11 protein-coding genes and 5 pseudogenes are annotated in these 18,828 nt (G+C 57.5%); 7 read left to right on the plus strand and 9 right to left on the minus strand.

The genetic code is table 11. The features are described from left to right. Positions 1-60 precede the first annotated feature (60 nt). Positions 61-1,308, minus strand: a complete 1,248-nt coding sequence (locus tag EXE47_RS15785; protein WP_137703975.1) for a hypothetical protein — start codon at positions 1,306-1,308, stop codon at positions 61-63. Between the two features lie 196 nt (positions 1,309-1,504). Here EXE47_RS15785 and EXE47_RS15790 point away from each other — a divergent pair, with 196 nt between their 5' ends. The 4 genes from EXE47_RS15790 to EXE47_RS15805 all read left to right on the plus strand — a co-directional run bounded on the left by EXE47_RS15790 (position 1,505) and on the right by EXE47_RS15805 (position 3,965). Beyond that, positions 1,505-1,966, plus strand: coding sequence for a 6-pyruvoyl tetrahydropterin synthase family protein (locus tag EXE47_RS15790; RefSeq protein WP_137703974.1), 462 nt, complete (start codon positions 1,505-1,507; stop codon positions 1,964-1,966). After that, positions 1,966-2,742 carry a 7-carboxy-7-deazaguanine synthase QueE gene (locus tag EXE47_RS15795; RefSeq protein ID WP_137703973.1) on the plus strand — a complete coding sequence of 259 codons (777 nt, stop codon included), beginning with the start codon at positions 1,966-1,968 and terminating at the stop codon, positions 2,740-2,742. The genes EXE47_RS15790 and EXE47_RS15795 overlap by 1 nt, the downstream gene beginning before the upstream one ends. A 94-nt stretch (positions 2,743-2,836) precedes the next feature. Continuing rightward, a complete protein-coding gene (gene queC, locus EXE47_RS15800) occupies positions 2,837-3,526 on the plus strand; it encodes a 7-cyano-7-deazaguanine synthase QueC (protein WP_137703972.1) in 690 nt (229 codons plus the stop codon). Positions 3,527-3,773: 247 nt separating this feature from the next. After that, positions 3,774-3,965 carry a ribbon-helix-helix domain-containing protein gene (locus EXE47_RS15805; RefSeq protein ID WP_137703971.1) on the plus strand — a complete coding sequence of 64 codons (192 nt, stop codon included), beginning with the start codon at positions 3,774-3,776 and terminating at the stop codon, positions 3,963-3,965. A 222-nt stretch (positions 3,966-4,187) separates the two neighbouring features. Here EXE47_RS15805 and EXE47_RS15810 read toward each other — a convergent pair whose 3' ends face one another. Continuing rightward, positions 4,188-5,567: a Cdc6/Cdc18 family protein gene (locus EXE47_RS15810; RefSeq protein ID WP_137703970.1), complete on the minus strand. Its 1,380-nt coding sequence runs from the start codon at positions 5,565-5,567 to the stop codon at positions 4,188-4,190. Positions 5,568-7,053: 1,486 nt separating this feature from the next. Here EXE47_RS15810 and EXE47_RS15815 point away from each other — a divergent pair. Continuing rightward, entirely contained in the window at positions 7,054-8,304 is a 1,251-nt protein-coding gene (locus tag EXE47_RS15815) for an RNA-guided endonuclease TnpB family protein (RefSeq protein ID WP_137703969.1), read from the plus strand. Between the two features lie 257 nt (positions 8,305-8,561). Here EXE47_RS15815 and EXE47_RS15825 read toward each other — a convergent pair whose 3' ends face one another. The 5 genes and pseudogenes from EXE47_RS15825 to EXE47_RS15855 form a co-directional block, all read right to left on the minus strand. Further along, the gene (locus EXE47_RS15825) at positions 8,562-9,353 is read right to left on the minus strand and encodes a hypothetical protein (protein WP_137703968.1); all 792 of its coding nucleotides are present in this window, start codon (positions 9,351-9,353) and stop codon (positions 8,562-8,564) included. A 1-nt stretch (position 9,354) separates the two neighbouring features. Beyond that, on the minus strand, positions 9,355-10,272 hold the full coding sequence (locus EXE47_RS15830) for a hypothetical protein (RefSeq protein WP_137703977.1): 918 nt from the start codon (positions 10,270-10,272) through the stop codon (positions 9,355-9,357). A gap of 296 nt (positions 10,273-10,568) precedes the next feature. Then, positions 10,569-12,965: a DUF5059 domain-containing protein gene (locus EXE47_RS15835; protein ID WP_199237909.1), complete on the minus strand. Its 2,397-nt coding sequence runs from the start codon at positions 12,963-12,965 to the stop codon at positions 10,569-10,571. Between the two features lie 839 nt (positions 12,966-13,804). After that, a pseudogene (locus EXE47_RS15850) lies at positions 13,805-13,990 on the minus strand (transposase); the annotation flags it as partial. 17 nt (positions 13,991-14,007) lie between these two features. Then, a pseudogene (locus EXE47_RS15855) lies at positions 14,008-15,007 on the minus strand (IS630 family transposase). 46 nt (positions 15,008-15,053) lie between these two features. On the opposite strand from EXE47_RS15855, the pseudogene EXE47_RS19390 reads away from it, so the two are divergent. Both EXE47_RS19390 and katG read left to right on the plus strand, forming a co-directional pair. Continuing rightward, positions 15,054-15,340, plus strand: a pseudogene (locus EXE47_RS19390) (DNA methyltransferase); the annotation flags it as partial. A 125-nt stretch (positions 15,341-15,465) separates the two neighbouring features. Further along, the gene (gene katG, locus EXE47_RS15860; RefSeq protein ID WP_089309007.1) at positions 15,466-17,628 is read left to right on the plus strand and encodes a catalase/peroxidase HPI; all 2,163 of its coding nucleotides are present in this window, start codon (positions 15,466-15,468) and stop codon (positions 17,626-17,628) included. Positions 17,629-18,072: 444 nt separating this feature from the next. Here the strand turns inward: katG and EXE47_RS15865 are convergent. Together EXE47_RS15865 and EXE47_RS15870 are read right to left on the minus strand one after the other, a co-directional pair. Continuing rightward, positions 18,073-18,604: pseudogene (locus EXE47_RS15865) on the minus strand (transposase); the annotation flags it as partial. 3 nt (positions 18,605-18,607) lie between these two features. Then, positions 18,608-18,828 (minus strand): annotated as a pseudogene (locus EXE47_RS15870) (IS630 family transposase); the annotation flags it as partial.

Raw genomic sequence — 18,828 nt, forward strand, 5'->3', positions numbered from 1 at the left:
TTCACAGACGGACCTAAGCCGGTGGGTGCGTACAGTTCTCCGTTGAAACTCTCTCCTGGGTCACCGTGGTCCGGATGCGCTACCAACCGCTTGCTCTAACCGCCACGTGTTGCTCAACACGGTCTTCTTGTCGTCGGTGCCGCCGGTGGTGAGGATTCCGACGTGGTAGAGTTGGTATTTGAATTGGAAGTGAATGCCAGACTTGTACACCGTCGGATCAGTCAGCACGGCTTCATTGATGTCGCCGTCTGCGGTGAGGACATCGTCCCGTCGATGCTGGGTGAAGAACACTTCGACGGCGAGTGGTTGGTTGATGCGTGCGGCTTCGAGTGCGACGTCGGCGAGCGTTGCGTCTCGCGTCCCGCTCTGATGGAGCCGTTCGAGTGCGCTGATGATGAGTCGAGTCGGCTCGTATTGGATGGCGACGGAGCGTGCGAGCTGTGCCCATCGTGGGGCGAGCTCGGTGAACCTCGTTGATCTGCCTGTCCACGTGTCGAACTCGGCGAGCGCCGCTGTTACACTGCCGTGCTGGTCGCGGCCGAAGCGGACGACTTCTGCGCCGAGGTGCGTGAGTGAGTCGCCGTTTGGCTGGTCGTTGACGAGGTTCAACAGAATCGCGCCGCGCCGCCCACCAGAAATAGCGTTGATGACGTTGTCGACGTACACGGTCTCGGTGTCGCCGTCGACAGCAACCGCAAGCGCGTATCCGAGGTAGTTTTTCGGGTGATTCACCGGGAAGCTTCCGTCGGTTAGTCGATGCGTAGTCGCCTGAAGCCGGACCGCATCGATTGTCGTCGAGAACTCACCAGCCCCCGTGACGCGAGCGGGTTCGATGACACGTGCCGAATCCGAATCATCGACGGCGATGACACCAACGTTGAGATTCCGCGCCTGGGCACGTGCTGTGTCGGTGATACTGGGCGCCGGCGCAGCGACGTAGCCAAGGTTGACTTCAGGGAGATGGTTGTGCGCTTGGGTGATACCGCGAGCGACGTCCGCAGCGGCCGGGTCCGAGTTGTGGCCTTTCGCCTCGATCACTGTGACTGGTGTCGTGGCCGCATCACCGTTGAGCACCTCAGTGGCCGGCATCCCAACGCCGAGAAGATCTGGTTCCCCAGCAGCGAGTCGAATCGTGTTGTACGGCGCAAGCCGCTCTCGTAGCGCCTGCGGAATAGTCCACCCGCCCCACGTGGATTGCGTGAACTGCGTTTCTGTGACCGCGTACTGATCGGGGCTCGTCTCAATATCAGGATACAGCGTATCTTTCGCAGCAGCAAGCACCGTAGGTTCAGCGAGCGAGGCTGCCATTACACTGGCTATCACTCGTGGGAAACATAATTGGGGGGTTTAGAGATCCCGAATCAGAGGCGTGGTGTATCTATTTGCCATGAGTTCTAAATTTACCGTTGACACTCTTTGATGGCTTCCGTCGATCGTACAGCCTGAGGCATCGGCAGGACGACCAAATCTCAACGCTTATCCCTCACACAAGTATTCTTCAAGTATGTCCCAGAGCATATCGAAAGATGACTCTAAGCCGATCGATCTCGCTGAGGCAGGCCAACGAACACTCCAAATCGGAGCCGACAACCCCATCCGAATCAGCTCGGGCCATCGAATCCTCCATCACGATGGGAAGTGCTCGCGGCCACATGGCCACAACTACGAGATCACCGTGGAAGTGACGGGGGAACTCACCGAAGAAGGCTGGGTCGTCGACAAAGGCGACGTCACGGACGTCATCGACGCGTGGGACCACCGGTTCCTCGTTGAGGAGGGCGACCCACTTGTCGATGCCTTCGAAGCGTCGGGCGACGGCGACGCCCTCGTCGTCCTCGATCACCCACCGACAGCCGAGGTCATGAGCGTCCTCCTCGAACAACGCATGCTCGATGCGTTCCCGGACACCATCTCGGACGTGTCGGTGTCGGTGAGCGAAACCGGTGAGCTCTGTGCGAGTTACTGATGCCGGTCGCTAGCGATATCGAGGAACCCGCAACGGACGCTGACGTGACTAGTGAGGGCCTCCCGATCAACGAGGTGTTCTACTCGTTACAGGGTGAGGGAACGCTCGCAGGTGTCCCTTCTGTCTTCGTGCGGACGTCTGGGTGTAACCTCCGGTGTTGGTTCTGTGATTCCTACCATACGTCGTGGGAGCCGACCGGGGCGTGGCGCGACGTCGATTCGATCGTCGAGGAAATACAGTCCCACGAACAGGCTGGCCACGTCGTGCTCACAGGTGGGGAACCACTCATCCACGAGGAGTCCGTCGAGCTCTTAGAACGGCTTGACGCAGAGGGGTATCACACGACGGTGGAGACGAACGGGACGATCCATCGGGACGCGCCGATCGATCTGGCGAGTATCAGCCCGAAGCTGGCGAACAGCACGCCGACACCGGAGCGTGACCCGAAGGGGGAGGGAGAGTGGGAACAGAAACACGAACAGAACCGGATCGACATGGATGCGTTGTCCCAGATGGTCGATGCGTACGAGACCCAACTCAAGTTCGTCGTGACCGACGAGTCGGACCTCCCGGAGATCACGGGCCTGGTTGACCGAGTGCGAGAAGCGACGGCGACGACCGTCGCCGATGATGACGTCCTGTTGATGCCGGAGGGCATGACGCGCGAGCAACTCGACGGGACGCGAAGCGAGGTCGCCGAGCTGGCGATGGAGTACGGCTACCGGTACACGCCACGACTCCACGTGGACCTATGGAACGACGCACCGGGTACATGAGTACGTCACTCTCAGAGACCGGTCGGAAGAGCGCAGTGCCGCGAGTGCGGTGTGGTGAACAGAGTGACAATCGATTCGACACAACTGGGCAGACATGAGCAACAAAAGCGCGGTGATTCTGGTGTCCGGCGGGATGGATAGTGCGACGGCTGTCTACGAGGCGATCGAGCAGGGGTACGAGCCGTACTTCCTCCACACGTCGTACGGGCAGCGAACTGAAGACAAGGAGTACGAGTGTGCGAAAGCGCTTGCTGAGGAGGTCGACGCGGCCGACTTCCTCCATATCGAAACGGGGCACCTCTCGCAGATCGGTACATCGAGTTTGACGGACGAAGAGATGGACGTGGCTGACGCCGACATGGAGAGTGACGAGATCCCGACGTCGTACGTGCCCTTCCGAAACGCGAATCTGTTGTCGATGGCGACGTCGTACGCGGAGGCGACTGATTCAGAGGCGCTGTTCATTGGGGCGCACTCCGAGGACTTCTCCGGGTATCCCGATTGTCGCCCCGCCTTCTTCGACGCCTTTCAGAACGTGATCGACGTCGGGACGAAACCAGAGACGGAGATCGAGCTGAAAGCGCCGTTCGTCGAGTGGTCGAAGACGGAGATTGCGGAGCGGGGGTTGGAGCTCGGGGTGCCGTACGAGATGACGTGGTCGTGTTACCGCGACGAGGAACCGGCGTGTGGGACGTGTGATGCGTGTGCGTTCCGGCTTGAGGCGTTTCGGAATGCCGGGTCACGTGACCCGATTGCGTATGCTGAGCGGCCGGAGTTCTCGTAACTCGCCGGTCGTTACGCTTTGTCCGCGGCAGACGACCGGTTATCGCTCCGCTACATACATCACACGTATTCGGCGAACCCGAATGAATGTTTCAGTCTTAGAAGATTCCAAGACGACCTGTCGTAATCACAGCATGATCTGAGATAGATTGTGACTCCGGATGCCGAGACGACGTAGGTGAGGCTCCAATCTAGCAACTGGGGTGCTGTGCGATACGCTGAAGAGATTCCTCTGCGAATACGAGCGTATGCCGAAGGTCAGCGTTGAGATCCCCCAAGAACTGCTTGATGACCTCAACGAACACGTCGGTGACGAGGGAAAATTCGTCAATCGAAGCGACGCGGTTCGGGCATCAATCCGAAAGACGCTCGATATGCTTGATGAGATAGATAGACGGCACGGACGAGCCGAGAGTGGGGAAAAGGGCCAGCCACGTTAACCAACAAAAAGGTCGTTTTTGGAGTGGGTTTGTTGGTTAACTACAATCCACGCGAGATCGTACCCCCACACCCCGTGTGCGATATAAAATGGTGAAGGCGATGGGAGGAGTCAAAGAGGGGGCAACGAAACTGATTCACAATCCTCAGCGTCACTAAATATTCCATCAATTGCGGACACACCGGGGGGTGTGCGTATCGGACTACTGCCGCCGCGACTGGGGCTAGTTCAGTGTCTGCTGTTCGTTGAGCCAGCTTTTCGCAAGTTCATTGAACTCAACCGATTCGAATCGAGAAACGGCCTCCAGTACCTCAATCGCTGTCGAGGGCTCAACGCGGAGTTCAAACGTATAGGCTTCACCACCAACCGACCCCGAGGCAGATTTTCGTGCTCGAATGATACTCAACATATCGAGCTCGATAAGATGATCACGCATTCGACGTTGAGCCAAACGGTCAGCACCGATGTGGTCTGAAAGGGAGGTGTAGACATCATAGACATCGCGGGTCCGGATCCCGGAGGAGCCTCCGAGCTCAAGAATTGTCACCGCTGCGAGCGCGAGGTGCCCCTGAGTCGTGAGCTGCTCCATCCCTTCAATGATGAGCTCGCGCTCAGCTTCGCTTTGAGCGGCTCGGACGTGTTCTTCCCCAACTCGCGTATCACCCTCAGATTCAGCAATCGCTGCGGCTTTCCGGAGGTACTTGATTGCTTGGCGGGCACTGCCTTTGTCCTGAGCAGCGTACGCAGCACAGAGCGGAATCACGTCATCAGACAGAATCGCTGAATCAATACGAAGCAGTGTACACTCGGATCGGTCGACATCTATCTGTTCGAAGGCTTTGGCAAGCGAGCCATCGTCATCATCCAAGTCGACATCGGCCTCAAACTCTTCGCCGGCGGGAGTCTCATATACAAGTGAAGTGTCACGGAATGCTTTGCTCGCACGGCGAGAAAGGATATCACGGAGTTCATGTGCGTCGTAAGGCGCAAAGAAAATCGAATCATCGTAGAGGCTATCTTTCGCGGCCGGATCGAGGTTATCACGCCACTGGAGGTCGTTGCTGATGCCAATGATTGACGGATAGACATCGTCGTTGACGTAGTCTTTATCACGTGCACGGGGGAGCGAATAGAGGATCTTATCGTCCGTACCGAGGTTGTCAATCTCGTCGAGGACGATGATGATTGTGCCACCAATCTCGTTCATTCCCTCCCAGAGGTGGTCAAGAACCTTCTGCATCGAGTGGCCGTTAGGATTCTCGCCACCGATTTCTTCACAGAGTCCACAGGCGAGTGTGTAGCTTGAAGAAATACCCTCACACGAGAAGAACACCGTTGTTAGGTCGAGATTCTGGGCGTTAGCGAACATCTCCAACTCGGCCAATTCTGCTTTTGCGGCTGCTGTCTTTCCCTGGCCGGCTTTCCCTGAGAGGAACGTGTTTTCAGCGCCGGCACCGCGAGCTGCTGGCTTCAACGACCGTCGTAGCTTCAAGATCTCGTTTTGGCGTTCTGGAAGCGTTGCTGGCGTGTGGCCTTCTTTGAGGTAGTCCTCGCCGCCGACCGCAAAGATCTCGGAGGTCGTTGAATACGGGGACGAGTCCACTACCATATTTCGTGTATTCATACCACATAAACCCCCGTGTCCGTAATGTCTGACTTGTCTGTATAACCCCCCGCCCTGTCCGGGATTGTCGTCAGTTTGGTAACAGACGGTCGTGTTGTGACTCAATACGAACTATACCCCCGCCCCCGGGGTTGTCCGCAATTATCCGAGAAACAGTACCCCTATTATAGCTATCTTCATCGGCCTAACTAGACGTAGAATTCGTGAATTTGCCACGATTAGCAATAGTCACTAACGTATATAATAAATCTTTTTATTGGTATGTGTAAGTAGCAGATAGAAGGATTCTTACGCTTGTTCTTATTGTGTTTAGTATTTGTTTAAGTACTTTGGCTGCTGTCCGACTTAGACCGGCAGACAGTCTGGACTCAGAATTGCGGACATCCCCGGGGGCGGGCGGTAGATATATCGACTCTTTGCGACCGTCACTGAAACATAGTTTATTAGATGGTTTCTATACGAAATCGTGACTACTGAACCCGTGAAGGCTATTTTCAGTCATTAGCGGGTCATTCTAAAGTACACGTGAACTGAGTCTCTCAGTTTCGTTTTGAATCTGACTTCTTCTTTCCTCCGTGAATTGCGGACGCCCCCGGGGGTGGGAGAGGTAATCCTCAAACGGCTTCATCATTCTCGATTAACCGACGTTGGCTCAAACATAGACTCCTATCGGGGAACCCACTACCCCCGGCCTAACGAGCCGTGTAGTGAGATCCAATAGTAACTCACGTACTTTCACAGCTAAACCCGTGGTCTCCTGTTCGAACCACTACACCTCCGAGGCCACGTGAAATACTCGCAACCAAGATTACTACAATACAGACTTGACAGCGTAGTTTGTCACTATATCCCGTGAAATTGCGGACATCCCCGGGGGTGGGTGAAGTAGTAGTGTTTTAGATTTTGAATTGGCGAGTGAGGCGGGTCCCCTGCGCCACCATGTGCGGGGCTCTTGACTGGGAACATATTACCTGTCCTGTTCTGAAGATCAGCGTCAAACCAGAAGCCTCTGATTGACTCAGCTTTGAACGTTGTCGTGTTGACACTATTAGGCCCGAAACCGGAGGGAAAGACGTCCTACGAGGAGTTTACGGTATCGGTCGAACAGGAGAGTGATTCACAGAGGGTAATGAAGACAGCGTTCACTGCGTTTGAACCTCTAGTGGAGAGCGGAGCGTCTGCGGCTGAACTCTCTTTTCCATGCTCACACCGTCTCAGCCGCCATTTTCGGTCGATTAAGTGTTAGATACTCAACATTCAAAGCTGAGTACTACAAACGAACTGCTTATCGCTGATAGTGGTCACAGCCTGCGGGGTGTCACTTCCACTTTCACCGCCCGTCCATGGCTCACCCCTTTTACAGGCGGTACGAGGCGAATGCCCCGGGGCTTGACCCCGGGGTTGAAGCCGACACTCCGTGACACTAACAATTAACTACCAACACGGCGATAATCACGGTACAGCGATGTGGTACGACTACCGCTTCCGCGCCTACCCTGACCGAACAGGCGTGACTGCGGAAGTGGAACGTCACATTGACATTCATCGTCAAGCCTACAACCACACCCGCTACGAATACCAAACCCTCGACACCGACGAGGACAACATCGGTTCGGCGTACCAACACCAGAAGCGCCTCACCGAGTGGAAAGACAAATGGCCCGTGTTCTCTGAAGTCTACTCGAAGGCGTTGCAGAAGACCGTCGAACGCTTCTACGACAACCTCTCAACCCTCTCCGAGAAGAAGCAGAACGGGCACACCGTCGGGCGGCTCAAGTGGAAGGCACCAAGGGAATACCAGAGTCTAACGTACTCGCAGTCCGGCTTCGAACTCAAAAACACGAGTGGTCGGACTGCCACGCTCTGGCTCTCCAAAATCGGTGACATCCCTATCCGCTACCACCGAGAGATTCCCAGCAACGCCACCATCAAAGAAGTCACCCTGAAAAAGGAGACGACGGGTGAGTGGTACGTCACGTTCGGCCTCGAAGTCGAAGACACTGCACTCCCCGAGAAACCTGACGTAGACGACTTGGATGTTGAGGACTGCGTTGGCATCGACCTCGGCATCACCAACTACATCTACACGTCGGACGGTGACAGCGTGGACTGGCTCGACCTCTCCGACGAGTACGAACGCCTGTGTCGGGAACAGCGCAGTCTCTCCCGGAAAGAACACGGGAGTAACAACTGGGAGAAACAACGCCGTAAGGTCGCCAAAGTCAAGCGAAGGATCAAGCGGAAAATCGAAGACTTCCAGCACAAGCTCACGACGTGGCTCGTCAAAGAGTATGACGCCGTGTTCGTTGAAAACTTGAACGTCGCGGGGATGCTCCAAAGCGACGGAAATGCACGGAACAAGCAGGATGCCGCGTGGCGTGCATTCATTGAGATGCTGGAGTACAAGGGCGACTTGTACGGCACGCACGTCGTCCAAGTGAACCCTGCGGGGACGACCAAGGAGTGCGCCGAGTGTGGTGTCGAGACGGAGAAGCCGCTGTGGGTGCGAGAACACAGTTGCCCGAGTTGTGGGTTTGAGGCGGACAGGGATGCGAATGCGTCGTACAACGTTCTTTCTCGTGGTCTTCAGGAGTTAGGTCTGGGACAGGCCGAAGTGACGCCCGTGGAGACTGCGACCGCTGTGGAAACCGATGGAGGCTCTTCTTCGTCGGTTCCTGCAAGTCGCGTCATTGAAACGGGAAGCCTCGGGGCTTGACCCCGAGGCGGTTCACCTAATTCCCCGTCGGCCCTACCATGCCAACTCGTTCCCGACGACCGACCGGCGACCTCCCGGACCTCTCGCCGGGCGTCACGCTCGTCGACGTCGACGACGAACTCGGAGTCACGCCCGTCCAAGCACTCCTGCTCGACCGCGTCCTCGGCGCCGACAGCCCCGCGTTCTGGGCCGACGGCGCGAACCGAGCGAACACGAGCCGGCTCCGCTCGCTGTCGACGAGGCCCGTTGCTCATCGGTCAGCCCCCCCGAACCAGATGATCCCGCACGGTTCGTTGGCACTTCTGACACGTTTCATCGAGCGTCGCCACCGTCGCCAGCACCGGATGGTCGACTGGGAAATCCTGATAGAGGTACGGCATGAGGCTTCGGTGGCGGACGCCGACGTCAACACCGTTGTTCGTCGTTGCCTCGAGGAATGCCTGCCGGTCGTAAGCCATCTCCTCACAGCGGTCGCGATGATCGGTAAGCGTTTCGTGGCGCTGTTGTAGCGCATCGAAGCCGAGGTCGGTCAACGGCGTCTGGTTCGCGTTGACGATCCAGGCGATGATGTCGTCGACCACCACACCCGCCTCGTCGAGATGTGCTTCCTCGCGTTCGAGCGCTTTCCGTAACGCCGTGGCTTCCGCCCGCCGAGCTTGTGCTTCGGTGAGGACCATCCGTTTCAGGTCGGGAGTGAACGAGGCCTCTGTCGTCGGGGCGAGTGCTACTGCGATTGCGTCAGTAAACTCCTCGCGCATCGTTTCCAGCAAGGACTCGGTCTCGTCGAGATCGGCGACGCTGTGGGGGCGAATCGTCTCGGCGAAGGCCTTTCGGACAGGCCGACAGCCATCAGTACTGGAGGAGTCTGCGGAGAGGTGAGTGACTCCCCCGGCTGTTGTGAGGCCAGCAGCCGATGATGGTGTCTGCTCGGGCTGTTGTTTCTGTACCCGACGGATGAATGCCTCGTAAGCGTCCCGCATCTCAGCAATAGCATCCTGCTCGGATCGAGCGCACGTTCGCGCTTGCTCGATGTAGGTGTCGACGACCATCTCACACCTCCCCGTCGATCGGCGCACTTACGATGCCGTTTTGGTCTCCCGTGTCCGCGAGGCCGAACATGAGCTGCCAGCCGCCGTCTCCGGTGGTCACCTGAATAGATTGTGGGGGATGGTCCGTGTGATGGCGGCAGAGTTCGAGCGTGACCGGCAGTACGGGAAGTCGGTCGTTCTGTGCCGAGAGTGCGTAGCCGGAGATCTGCACGACAACGGCTTCCGCGCCAGTGTCGAGATCGACCGAGTCCGGCGAGCCCGTGTAGCTCTCGATAACGCCTCGCTGCTCGAGTGTGTCCAGCGTCGCGTCGAGAGGATTGGTTTCGTCGGTGGGTGGTTTGAGTCGCGCTGCGGCATCGGTAAGGACTTCAGCCTGGTCAGCAGGAGACAGCCGCTCGTGGAGTTCAGCAGTTATGCTTTTGAGCAGGCAGAGACAGAGTTCGTCGGGTCCACCGACGTTCTCGGCGAGCTCGAAGTAGGCGTCCATAACAGCAGTCTCGATGTCGTCGTACCCCGATTCAGAAAGCGTCTCGAAGACGGCGCCGGCGACGCGGTGACAGAACTCGACGAGATCGCCGTGTCCGGGAGTGGGAGTCTTGGTGATCACGGGCTCGGAAAGCGTGTACTCGTCTCGTTCGGTCATCGAATCGTAGCGGTGTCCTTTCGTCGAACCCATTGGTGGCTCCTCACAGACGATCAGGTCGTAGTAAGGGACCTGCGGGTCGTATCGTCGCAGCGCCGAGCGGTACTGTTTGGTGGCCCGAGCGGCGGCCCGTGCGGTGGCCCGGTCCGGGAACCGAGTGCCGGCCGCCGGGACCGGTCGGTCGCCCGTGCGGCCACAGCGGACGTAGTACTGGCCGCCTTTGGTCCCGAGGCCGTCGATGTGTTCCCTGATGTCAATAAGTGTCGGGCCGACCATACTTACTCTGAAACCCCATTTGATGGCCTTTTTGAACCGGAATCGGGACTGTTTGAGGGTCCGACAGACCACTCATAGTCAGTCCCGTAGCATTGTTTGTCGACTGGGACGCTGCGCATATCGAGTGTCGTTTTCGGGAATGGCAAATGCGCACCCCACTCGGGAAAGCGTCGATTCCCTGGTCTCTCTCGGAGAGGCGTCAGCCGGTCACCTCTCGCAGGGGGCCCCTCATCGGCGGCCCCTCGCTTAGATGCTTGTTCGCGACGATACCACGTGGAATACGACGGTACCATCGCTTATTCGACAATGACGGAACCGACCATCCCTGCAGCCTCATGAGGAACACAGAAATACTCGTGTGTCCCGGTCGCTTCGAACGTGTGGACGTACGATTTGCCGGACTGAACGGCACCCTCACCATCCTCCCAGCCCTCGCGGGCGGCCTCCTCGCTTTCGAACCCACCGGAGGCCCAGTGCTCCGCGTCCTCTGGAATTTCACCCTCATATGCAACGACGTTGTGTGGTTCCCCTGCAGCGTGCTTCCACGCGACTGTATCGCCCTGCTGGATCGTCAGTTCCTCCGGCTCGAAGGCGACAGCCTGCATATTGACCACGTGGTCGGCGTCGTCCGGCACCCCATCCTGAATGTTGGGGCCGCCCTGAAGATCCGTTTCCTCACTCCCGCCGCCCGACTCGCCGCCGCTACCCTCGCCGACGGGGGCTTCGTCGACGGCCCCGACGACGGCGAACTGCGCACGAATCGAAGCGTCGGCGTACGCCGACGCTGCGCTCCTGACGCCCGACCCTGACTCGATCGCGCCGATATAGTCGTTCAGCGCGGACTCGTATCTTTCGTAGGCGCTCTCGTCGGCCTCCTCGAGCATCTCGTGGACTTCTGCCTCCTCGAAAGCAGCGAAGGTGTCTTGCATAATCGATGTCGCTGCCCCGCCGAACGACCCGCCACCGGATTCAACGACCGCGTAAATCGCCCCGACCGCCTCGTCATTGAACGCACGGGACTGTTCACCGGCGTCTCCGCCTTCTTGTGCAGCGCTCGATGCGTCGCTGAGGGCGGCCTCAAAGGACTCATAGCGGTCGTGGTCGGCCTCTTCGAGTGCCTCGTGGAACCCGCCGGCACCCGCCTCAAAGTGCTGGAAGGCCGCCTGAACCAGCGACCCGGCGCGCTCGTTTTCTCCGAGAACGTCGAGAACGCCTGCGTCGAAGACCCGAGCGGCCATATAGCCGCTCTCGACGGCGCTCACCTGCGCGGTCGATCCAGCGGCCGTCTCGAAGGACAGCAGCGTTTCGCGGATGCCGCTCACGTGTTCGTCGACGGCCGCGTCGTTGCCCTCCTCGAATGCCGTGATCAATCCGTTGAGGTGTTCTTCTTCGAAGGTCTCGTACAGCGATTCGTCGGTCTCTTCGAGCGTCTCGTGGAAGTCGGCCTCGTTGGTCTCGAATGTCTCGAATAGCCCACGGACTGTCTCGGCAGCGGCCGGCTCTTCGCCGAGACGGTACCGTTCGTGAGCGTCCTCGATTCGGGCTTTGAAGTAGCCCGCCTCAAGCAACGCCGGCTCGGCGCCACTTCCCAGCGCCTCAATGCCCTCGACCAGCGAGCCGTTGATTGTCTCGACCGCTGACGCGACGCCCTCAGCGTCGTCGTTCTCGATGGCCGCCGAGAGCGCACTCAAGCCGCCGTCCTCGAAGCGGGTATAGGCGTCCTCGCTGGCCTCTTCCAGAGCCTCGTGAGCACGGGCGCCTTCGAAGTGAGCGAAGACGTTCTTGACGCGCTGTCGCGCCGCCTCGGCGTGCCCACGCTCGTAGAGCCGGGCCGCGTCGTGGACTCGCGCCCGGTAGATCGTCAGGGCCGCCGCGTGGACAAACTCCGTCGAGGGGCCGCTCATCGACGCGAGCGCCGCGGCGTCCCAGCCCTGACCCTGATAGGACGCGATTTGCCCCGCGCCCGCGAGTTCCTCGTTCGTAGCGACGGCATACGCTCCAGTAGCCGACGCGTTCAACGCCGTACTTGTTGCACTGCGGAGCGACTCCATGTCACCGGATTGGGCGGCTGAGATCGCGTCTTCCATCCCACCTTCGAGCGACTCGTAGGCCTCACTATCGGCGCTTTCGACCGCATCATGAGCGGGCGAGGTTTCCCACCAGCCCAGCACCTCTTGGCCGACCGACGCCGCGCCCTCGGTGTCGCCGGCGGCGGAGAGCAGTTCGATGTTGTTGACCGCCGTGCCGAACCGGAGGACTTCCAGCGCGTTCGCTCCGGTCTCGCCGACGCGTGTGACGGTCGCCTCGCGGAGGTTCGTGTGTGCCGCCTCCCAGCCGCCGCGGGCGGCCTCGACATCACCCGCGCTCAGCCCCTCGTTCATGACGACCAGACCGTCCTCCTCGAAGCCCTCGTAGTTGTCCTCGCTCGTCGTTTCGAGGAACTCATGGGCACCGTACTCGCCGTTTGCGCCCTCGAAACGTGCGAAAACGTTCTGACCGACGCTCGCCCCCGCCCCGGCGTGGCCGGCAATGCTGAAGGTAAACGCGTCGTCAAGCCGCATCCGCATCGTGTTCCATTCCGCGGCGACTGCGGCGTGCGTCGGATCCGATTGGAGCGCTTCCTCATCGTCCGAAGCGCCGTCTGTTGACTGTCCTTCATTAGCACCGGGCGTCGACTCTTCATCGCCGGACATCCCGTTACAACCTCCGAGGGCAACGCCAGCTATTGCTGCGCCTGTTCCCTTTAGCCAGGTTCGTCGTGTCTCTTGCACATATTTTAGGCCAGCCTAAAAGAACTTAAAGACGTTGATTTTTTGGCCGGCCTAAAATGGAAAATGCCCCTGTTTTTCACAGAGAGGCAGTCGTTGGTCGGTCAGTGAATGGATCTTCGTCATACGTGGACCAGTCTCCGTCTCCACTATTCGTGACGCCTGTCGGATCGAACTCGCCGCGCTGGATACCCGCTCTGACTGGCTCGGGTTCGGCGTCGCTTGGCGGTGGTGCCGTCACGAGTAATACTTCGAGCCTGTATTTCATACCACTCGTATTCTCCCGACTTACGTCCTGCCCAAGACCCATTGTGACTGGATAGCGAATCGGTGGCCTGATGTTGACGACGAGCTCGGCAGGCGACCACTCGTGTCGACATCAAACGGACGTGCGCATCGATCGACGCTTCGAGGGGATTGTTACAGATACACAAGCCCCTACGTTTCCACTGGAGAGTGTCCGCATGACCGTGATCCAGATGAATGCGGCGTAATGGAGTATACCGCCGCATTTGACTGCCCCTCGAGCGTGAGTCCGCACGCTTTCCGGCGTGGTGGGATCACTCACCATTTGAACAGTGATGTTCCGAAAGAGGTTGTCGGTGACCGCGCGAACGTGACGGCGGGTGTTTTCGACGAACACTACGACCGGTTGAGTCAGTACGAAAAGATGTGCTCTGTTGAATCCGCAGAAGGCGTCGGAATCGGGTCACTCTGAGTTGACTCAAGAGCGCTGTCGAGAGAATTTAGAGATATAGTAGACGTTAGAAATAGTTGCTCACTTTTGGGATAGAGATTTGGTCAAGAGCACTGTCGATCGCTGTTGTCAGCTCGTCGAGTGAGTCGAAGAACCGGTTGCTGAGCGCTGCTTGAAGTTATCTCCAGCATTCCTCAACTGGGTTCAGCTCCGGTGAATACGATGGGACCGTCACAAACGCGAGGTCGTCACGGGACGCTATAGTAGACGTTAGAAATAGTTGCCCACTTTTGGAATGGAAATTTGGTCAAGAGCGGTATCGATCGCTGTTGTAAGTTCGTCGAGTGAGTCGAAGAATCGGTTGCTGAGAGCTGCTTGGAGCTGTCTCCAACATTCCTCGACAGGGTTCAACTCCGGCGAATATGACGGGAGCGTCACAAAGGCGAGGTCGTCACGGGCCGCGAGGTCCGTGACGGCCGATGCCTGAAAATACGGTGCGCCATCGAGCACGACGATCAGATCCTCTTCAAATTCGTCACATAGTGCTAAAATGAAATGTTTTGCGTGATCGGCGGTGATGTACTCGGGAAGCCGTGAGAAAAAGCGATCGCCGTCCTCGGTGATTGCGCCGAGCAAGCATGTCCACTCCCGTTGACCGGATAATTCGACAGAAGGCCGCGTGCCGCGCGGAAACCACGCGGCACGCGGCTCGACTTGGACGGATTTTTTGGTTTGATCGATACAGACTACTGTGGCGTCCATCTCTCGCCGCTTTTTTTGATCTCGTCGTGAAACGCTTCTTGGTCGTCTTCGTCGGATTCAGCGGCTGAACGGCGTGGTTTTTGATAACTCAATCCCGCTTCTTTCAACAACCGCCGGCAGCTTGGGATTGAGTAGTCGACGCCGTACATTTCTTCAAGATATTCTTGTGCGAGCGCCGGCGTCCACGCCGGCGCGTCAACGCCGATCTCTTCGGGTGATTCGTGGACTGTTTGTTCAAACTCTTTTTGCTGTTTTCTGAGATTTTTCGTTTTCGACCAGATCAGTGAGCATTTGTAACAGCTTGTTCAAGCGGTTCGTCGGTATCGAATCGGTTGAGCCAGTTATAAATCGTTTTTCGCTCTGTGTCGTACCACTCGGCAAGTTCGGTTTACGTGACGCCGTTTTTGTACGCGATCGCAGCTAACAGCCGTTGAGTCGGCTTGTTTCCATCAACATTGTCAAGCGCCTCTTGGAGTTCTTCGACGGAGATCTCGTTGAGCTGATCTATTACAGGCAACATACCTTTCTGAGTAAAAACTTCTACCGACTACTATATTAACCGCACACTGAAGGAGGATAGTACTCTCGCCTACACTTATAATCATAGTGATGAAAAATCGTGGGGAGAACTATTGGAATCTCTCTGTGAAAACGACTTTGAGGTGACAGCGACTTATCCAGTATCTTCAGATGTTCAAAAATTCACCGATGAGAAGCTGTTGCTCTTGACATTGTCATCGTAGCCCGTCCAACTGATGAGCACAAGCCTATTTCTTGGAATTCGCTGCGGCGCCATATCGTACGGGCAGCTGTAAGGACTCGTGAAACTCTCGAAGAAAATCCGTGACTAAGCCAACTTTAGTGCTTTACAAAGTAGATTTTATTTTGTATTGTCGGGGTTTTTCATCGTAATGGTAAGCTTTGCCAAGCAACTGTTATGACGCAGAAGTCAGTATGATTAAGCAGATGGCTAGCAATAGTTCAAACGAGACGTTTACTGGAAAGTCGAATCAGGACTGGTGGCCTGAACGACTGAGCTTAGACATACTCGATCAGAATAGCCAGAAATCCGACCCACTCGATGAGAACTTCGACTACGGAGAGGCGTTTCAGGAACTCGATCTTGAGGAGGTCAAGGCGGACATCGAAGACGTACTGACGGACCCACAAGACTGGTGGCCGGCCGACTACGACCACTACGGTCCGCTTATGATCCGAATGGCGTGGCACAGTGCTGGTACGTACCGCGCTTACGACGGACGCGGCGGAGCGGCCGGTGCCCGGCAGCGGTTTGCGCCACTTAATAGTTGGCCGGACAACGCCAACCTTGATAAGGCCCGGCGCCTGCTTTGGCCTGTCAAGCAGAAGTACGGCCGTAACCTGTCGTGGTCGGACCTGATCGTCCTCGCTGGGAACGTCGCTGTCGAGTCGATGGGGTTCCAGACGTACGGCTTCGCTGGCGGTCGCGAAGACGACTTCGACACTGACAAAGCAGTTAACTGGGGCCCGGAAGACGAGCTGGAAACCCAGGGCCGCTTCGAGCAGCCCGGTGAGATTAAGAAGGGGCTCGGCGCGTCGGTGATGGGGCTTATTTACGTTAATCCTGAAGGGCCGGATGGACAGCCCGACCCCGAGGCGTCGGCAAAGAATATTCGCCAGACGTTCTCCCGGATGGCAATGAACGACAAGCAGACGGCCGCACTCATTGCTGGTGGCCACACCTTCGGGAAAGTTCACGGCAAAGACGACCCCGAAGAGGTACTCGGGCCCGAGCCGGAGGCGGCTCCCATGGAGAACATGGGGCTCGGCTGGCAGAATGACGCCGCCGTTGAGGACGGCGAAGTCACCACGAGCGGGATTGAGGGGCCGTGGACCCAGTCTCCGACAAACTGGGACATGGGATACGTCAATAACCTCCTCGATTACGAGTGGGAGCCCGAGAAGGGGCCGGGTGGTGCCTGGCAGTGGACGCCGAAGAGCGACGAGCTTGAGGACGCCGCGCCGGACGCCCTCAACGACAGTGAGCAGGTCACGCCGATGATGCTCACGACGGATGTCGCGCTCAAGAAAGATCCGGACTACCGAGAGATCATGGAGACGTTCCAGGAGAACCCAATGGAGTTCGGAATAGCGTTCGCCAAGGCCTGGTACAAACTGACCCACCGTGACATGGGTCCGCCAGAACGGTTCCTCGGTCCCGAGGTCCCCGACGAAACGATGGTCTGGCAGGATCCGCTCCCCGATGCAGAGTACGAACTTGTGGGTGCCGAAGAGATCGCCCATCTCAAGGAAGCGATTCTTGAGACGGACCTCTCACAGGCGCAGTTAATCAAGACCGCGTGGGCCTCTGCGTCGACGTACCGAGACAGCGACAAGCGTGGTGGTGCAAACGGAGCTCGCATTCGCCTGGAACCACAGCGCGGTTGGGATGTTAACGAGCCGGAGAAGCTGAAAACAGTCTTGGAAACGTACGAACGCATCCAGGCAAAGTTTAACGACTCGCGCGGCGAGGTGCAGGTGTCGTTGGCTGACCTCATTGTGCTCGGTGGGAACGTGGCCGTTGAGGAGGCCGCAGCCGAGGCCGGCTACGACATCGACGTGCCATTCGAGCCCGGTCGGACCGACGCGACTGCCGGACAGACTGATGCAGACTCGTTTGAAGCGCTCAAGCCGCAGGTCGATGGGTTCCGCAACTACGTTCCAGACGGTGTCGATCAGCCGGCTGAGGAACTGTTGGTCGACAAGGCCGACCTGCTGAACCTGACGCCTGACGATATGACTGCGTTAGTCGGCGGTATGCGGACGCTCGGCGCTACGTACGGCGACAGGGAGTACGGCGTGCTTACCGACCAGCCGGAGGCGCTGACGAATGACTTCTTCGTGAACCTCCTGAGCATGGAAACGAACTGGGAACCGTCCATTGAGGAGCAGGTGTTCGAGGGCTACGACCGCGACACCGGCGACCTCAAGTGGAAGGCGACCCGTACAGACCTGATCTTCGGGTCACACTCCCGGCTCCGTTCGATTGCCGAGGTGTATGCAGCAGAAGACGGCGAGGAGAAGCTCGTCGAAGACTTCGTTAACGCCTGGAGTAAAGTGATGCGGGCAGACCGCTTCGACCTAGCGTAATCGAGGAAGCACTCCGAAGACTTTCTTGACCACACGCTTTCCGTGGTTTACTGGATAACCAGTGGCGTCGAGAGCAGCGATTTATCCTGTCGCCACTGGCCCAAAACGCTGACTCCTAACCTAACTTTCAAATCAGTTCGGCGTCCCCGCAACTCATCTCTTCTACTCTCAACTTTCTTTAGTCTCTGGTTCCTACTCAAAATGTGTTATACTATCCAGTCAGTCCTGAAGTTGAGTGAGTTGGCTTATTTTTTCTCCCGCTCAGCCTGTAGGTCATCAATCTCTGCCTCAATATCCCCTCGCTTGTCCCGGTATCGCGTTAGTTCTCCCTGCGCTTGCGCTTCCTCTTGGCTCAGTTCTAACTCGCCAATCCTTTCGTCAATAGCAGTAACAACTTGTGAGACTCTTATTCTGCTCTATTGAAAATGTAAGACGGGAAGGCGATTAGAGCGTTTTAGCGAGTTTCTTGATGTTGTTGAGAGCGAAGAGAAGAACGATTTCACGGAACTGTCGGTACCAGAACCGCGAACGCAGGGCAGCGGCCTGCGTTCGCTTGACCGAGGAGTACGTTGTTTCAGCTATCCAGCGTTGCGTGTAGCCCTTTGCTCGGATGAGTGCGTTATTGGCAGTTGCCATTATCGAAGATCCGCGGTAGTGAACAAGAGACTCGACATTGAGCGCAGCAACTTGGTATTCGCTGTTCCAATCTTGGAACCCATTGTCGGCGGCGACAGACCGCAGGGTCGTCCGCCGGAACGCGGACGACCCAAGGCCCAGCCCTCGTGTCGTGTTCACGCTCGATACAGCAATGTACGTCCAGCACTGCTAACTACTCCGTATCGGTCAGCGTTGTCGCCTTGATCGTTTTTACGCGCCGGCCACAACGTTGGAGGTAGTGTTGAGAAGCTTGCTGTCGTTCGATGAATGTGCTGTCCAAGGCAACGTGGCCTGATTGTGGGAGTTGCTGCGCTGATAATGGTTAAGATAACATTCGAAAGTCAAGGAACTGTTCACACCACTTCTTTGCGAAGCTGACGCGTTTCGTTATTTTCTCAAAAGTTTCCTGAACGAGCTCTTTGAATTCCGCTTCGCTCTCAACGACGATTGGTGCCATCGTCCATTTGAGATACTTCCAGACTTGCTCGATTGGGTTGAGGTGCGGTGAGCCTGATGGAATGAAAATCAGGTCAATCCCGAGTT

The organism is Halorubrum sp. GN12_10-3_MGM (genome assembly GCF_005435235.1).
Lineage (GTDB): Archaea > Halobacteriota > Halobacteria > Halobacteriales > Haloferacaceae > Halorubrum > Halorubrum ezzemoulense.

Excerpts from the sequence above, each read along its gene's own strand:
- EXE47_RS15785 (WP_137703975.1), bottom strand. The coding sequence starts at position 1,308 with ATGGCAGCCTCGCTCGCTGAACCTACGGTGCTTGCTGCTGCGAAAGAT.
- EXE47_RS15790 (WP_137703974.1), top strand. The coding sequence starts at position 1,505 with ATGTCCCAGAGCATATCGAAAGATGACTCTAAGCCGATCGATCTCGCT.
- EXE47_RS15795 (WP_137703973.1), top strand. The coding sequence starts at position 1,966 with ATGCCGGTCGCTAGCGATATCGAGGAACCCGCAACGGACGCTGACGTG.
- queC (WP_137703972.1), top strand. The coding sequence starts at position 2,837 with ATGAGCAACAAAAGCGCGGTGATTCTGGTGTCCGGCGGGATGGATAGT.
- EXE47_RS15805 (WP_137703971.1), top strand. The coding sequence starts at position 3,774 with ATGCCGAAGGTCAGCGTTGAGATCCCCCAAGAACTGCTTGATGACCTC.
- EXE47_RS15815 (WP_137703969.1), top strand. The coding sequence starts at position 7,054 with ATGTGGTACGACTACCGCTTCCGCGCCTACCCTGACCGAACAGGCGTG.
- EXE47_RS15825 (WP_137703968.1), bottom strand. The coding sequence starts at position 9,353 with ATGGTCGTCGACACCTACATCGAGCAAGCGCGAACGTGCGCTCGATCC.
- EXE47_RS15830 (WP_137703977.1), bottom strand. The coding sequence starts at position 10,272 with ATGGTCGGCCCGACACTTATTGACATCAGGGAACACATCGACGGCCTC.
- EXE47_RS15835 (WP_199237909.1), bottom strand. The coding sequence starts at position 12,965 with ATGTCCGGCGATGAAGAGTCGACGCCCGGTGCTAATGAAGGACAGTCA.
- katG (WP_089309007.1), top strand. The coding sequence starts at position 15,466 with ATGGCTAGCAATAGTTCAAACGAGACGTTTACTGGAAAGTCGAATCAG.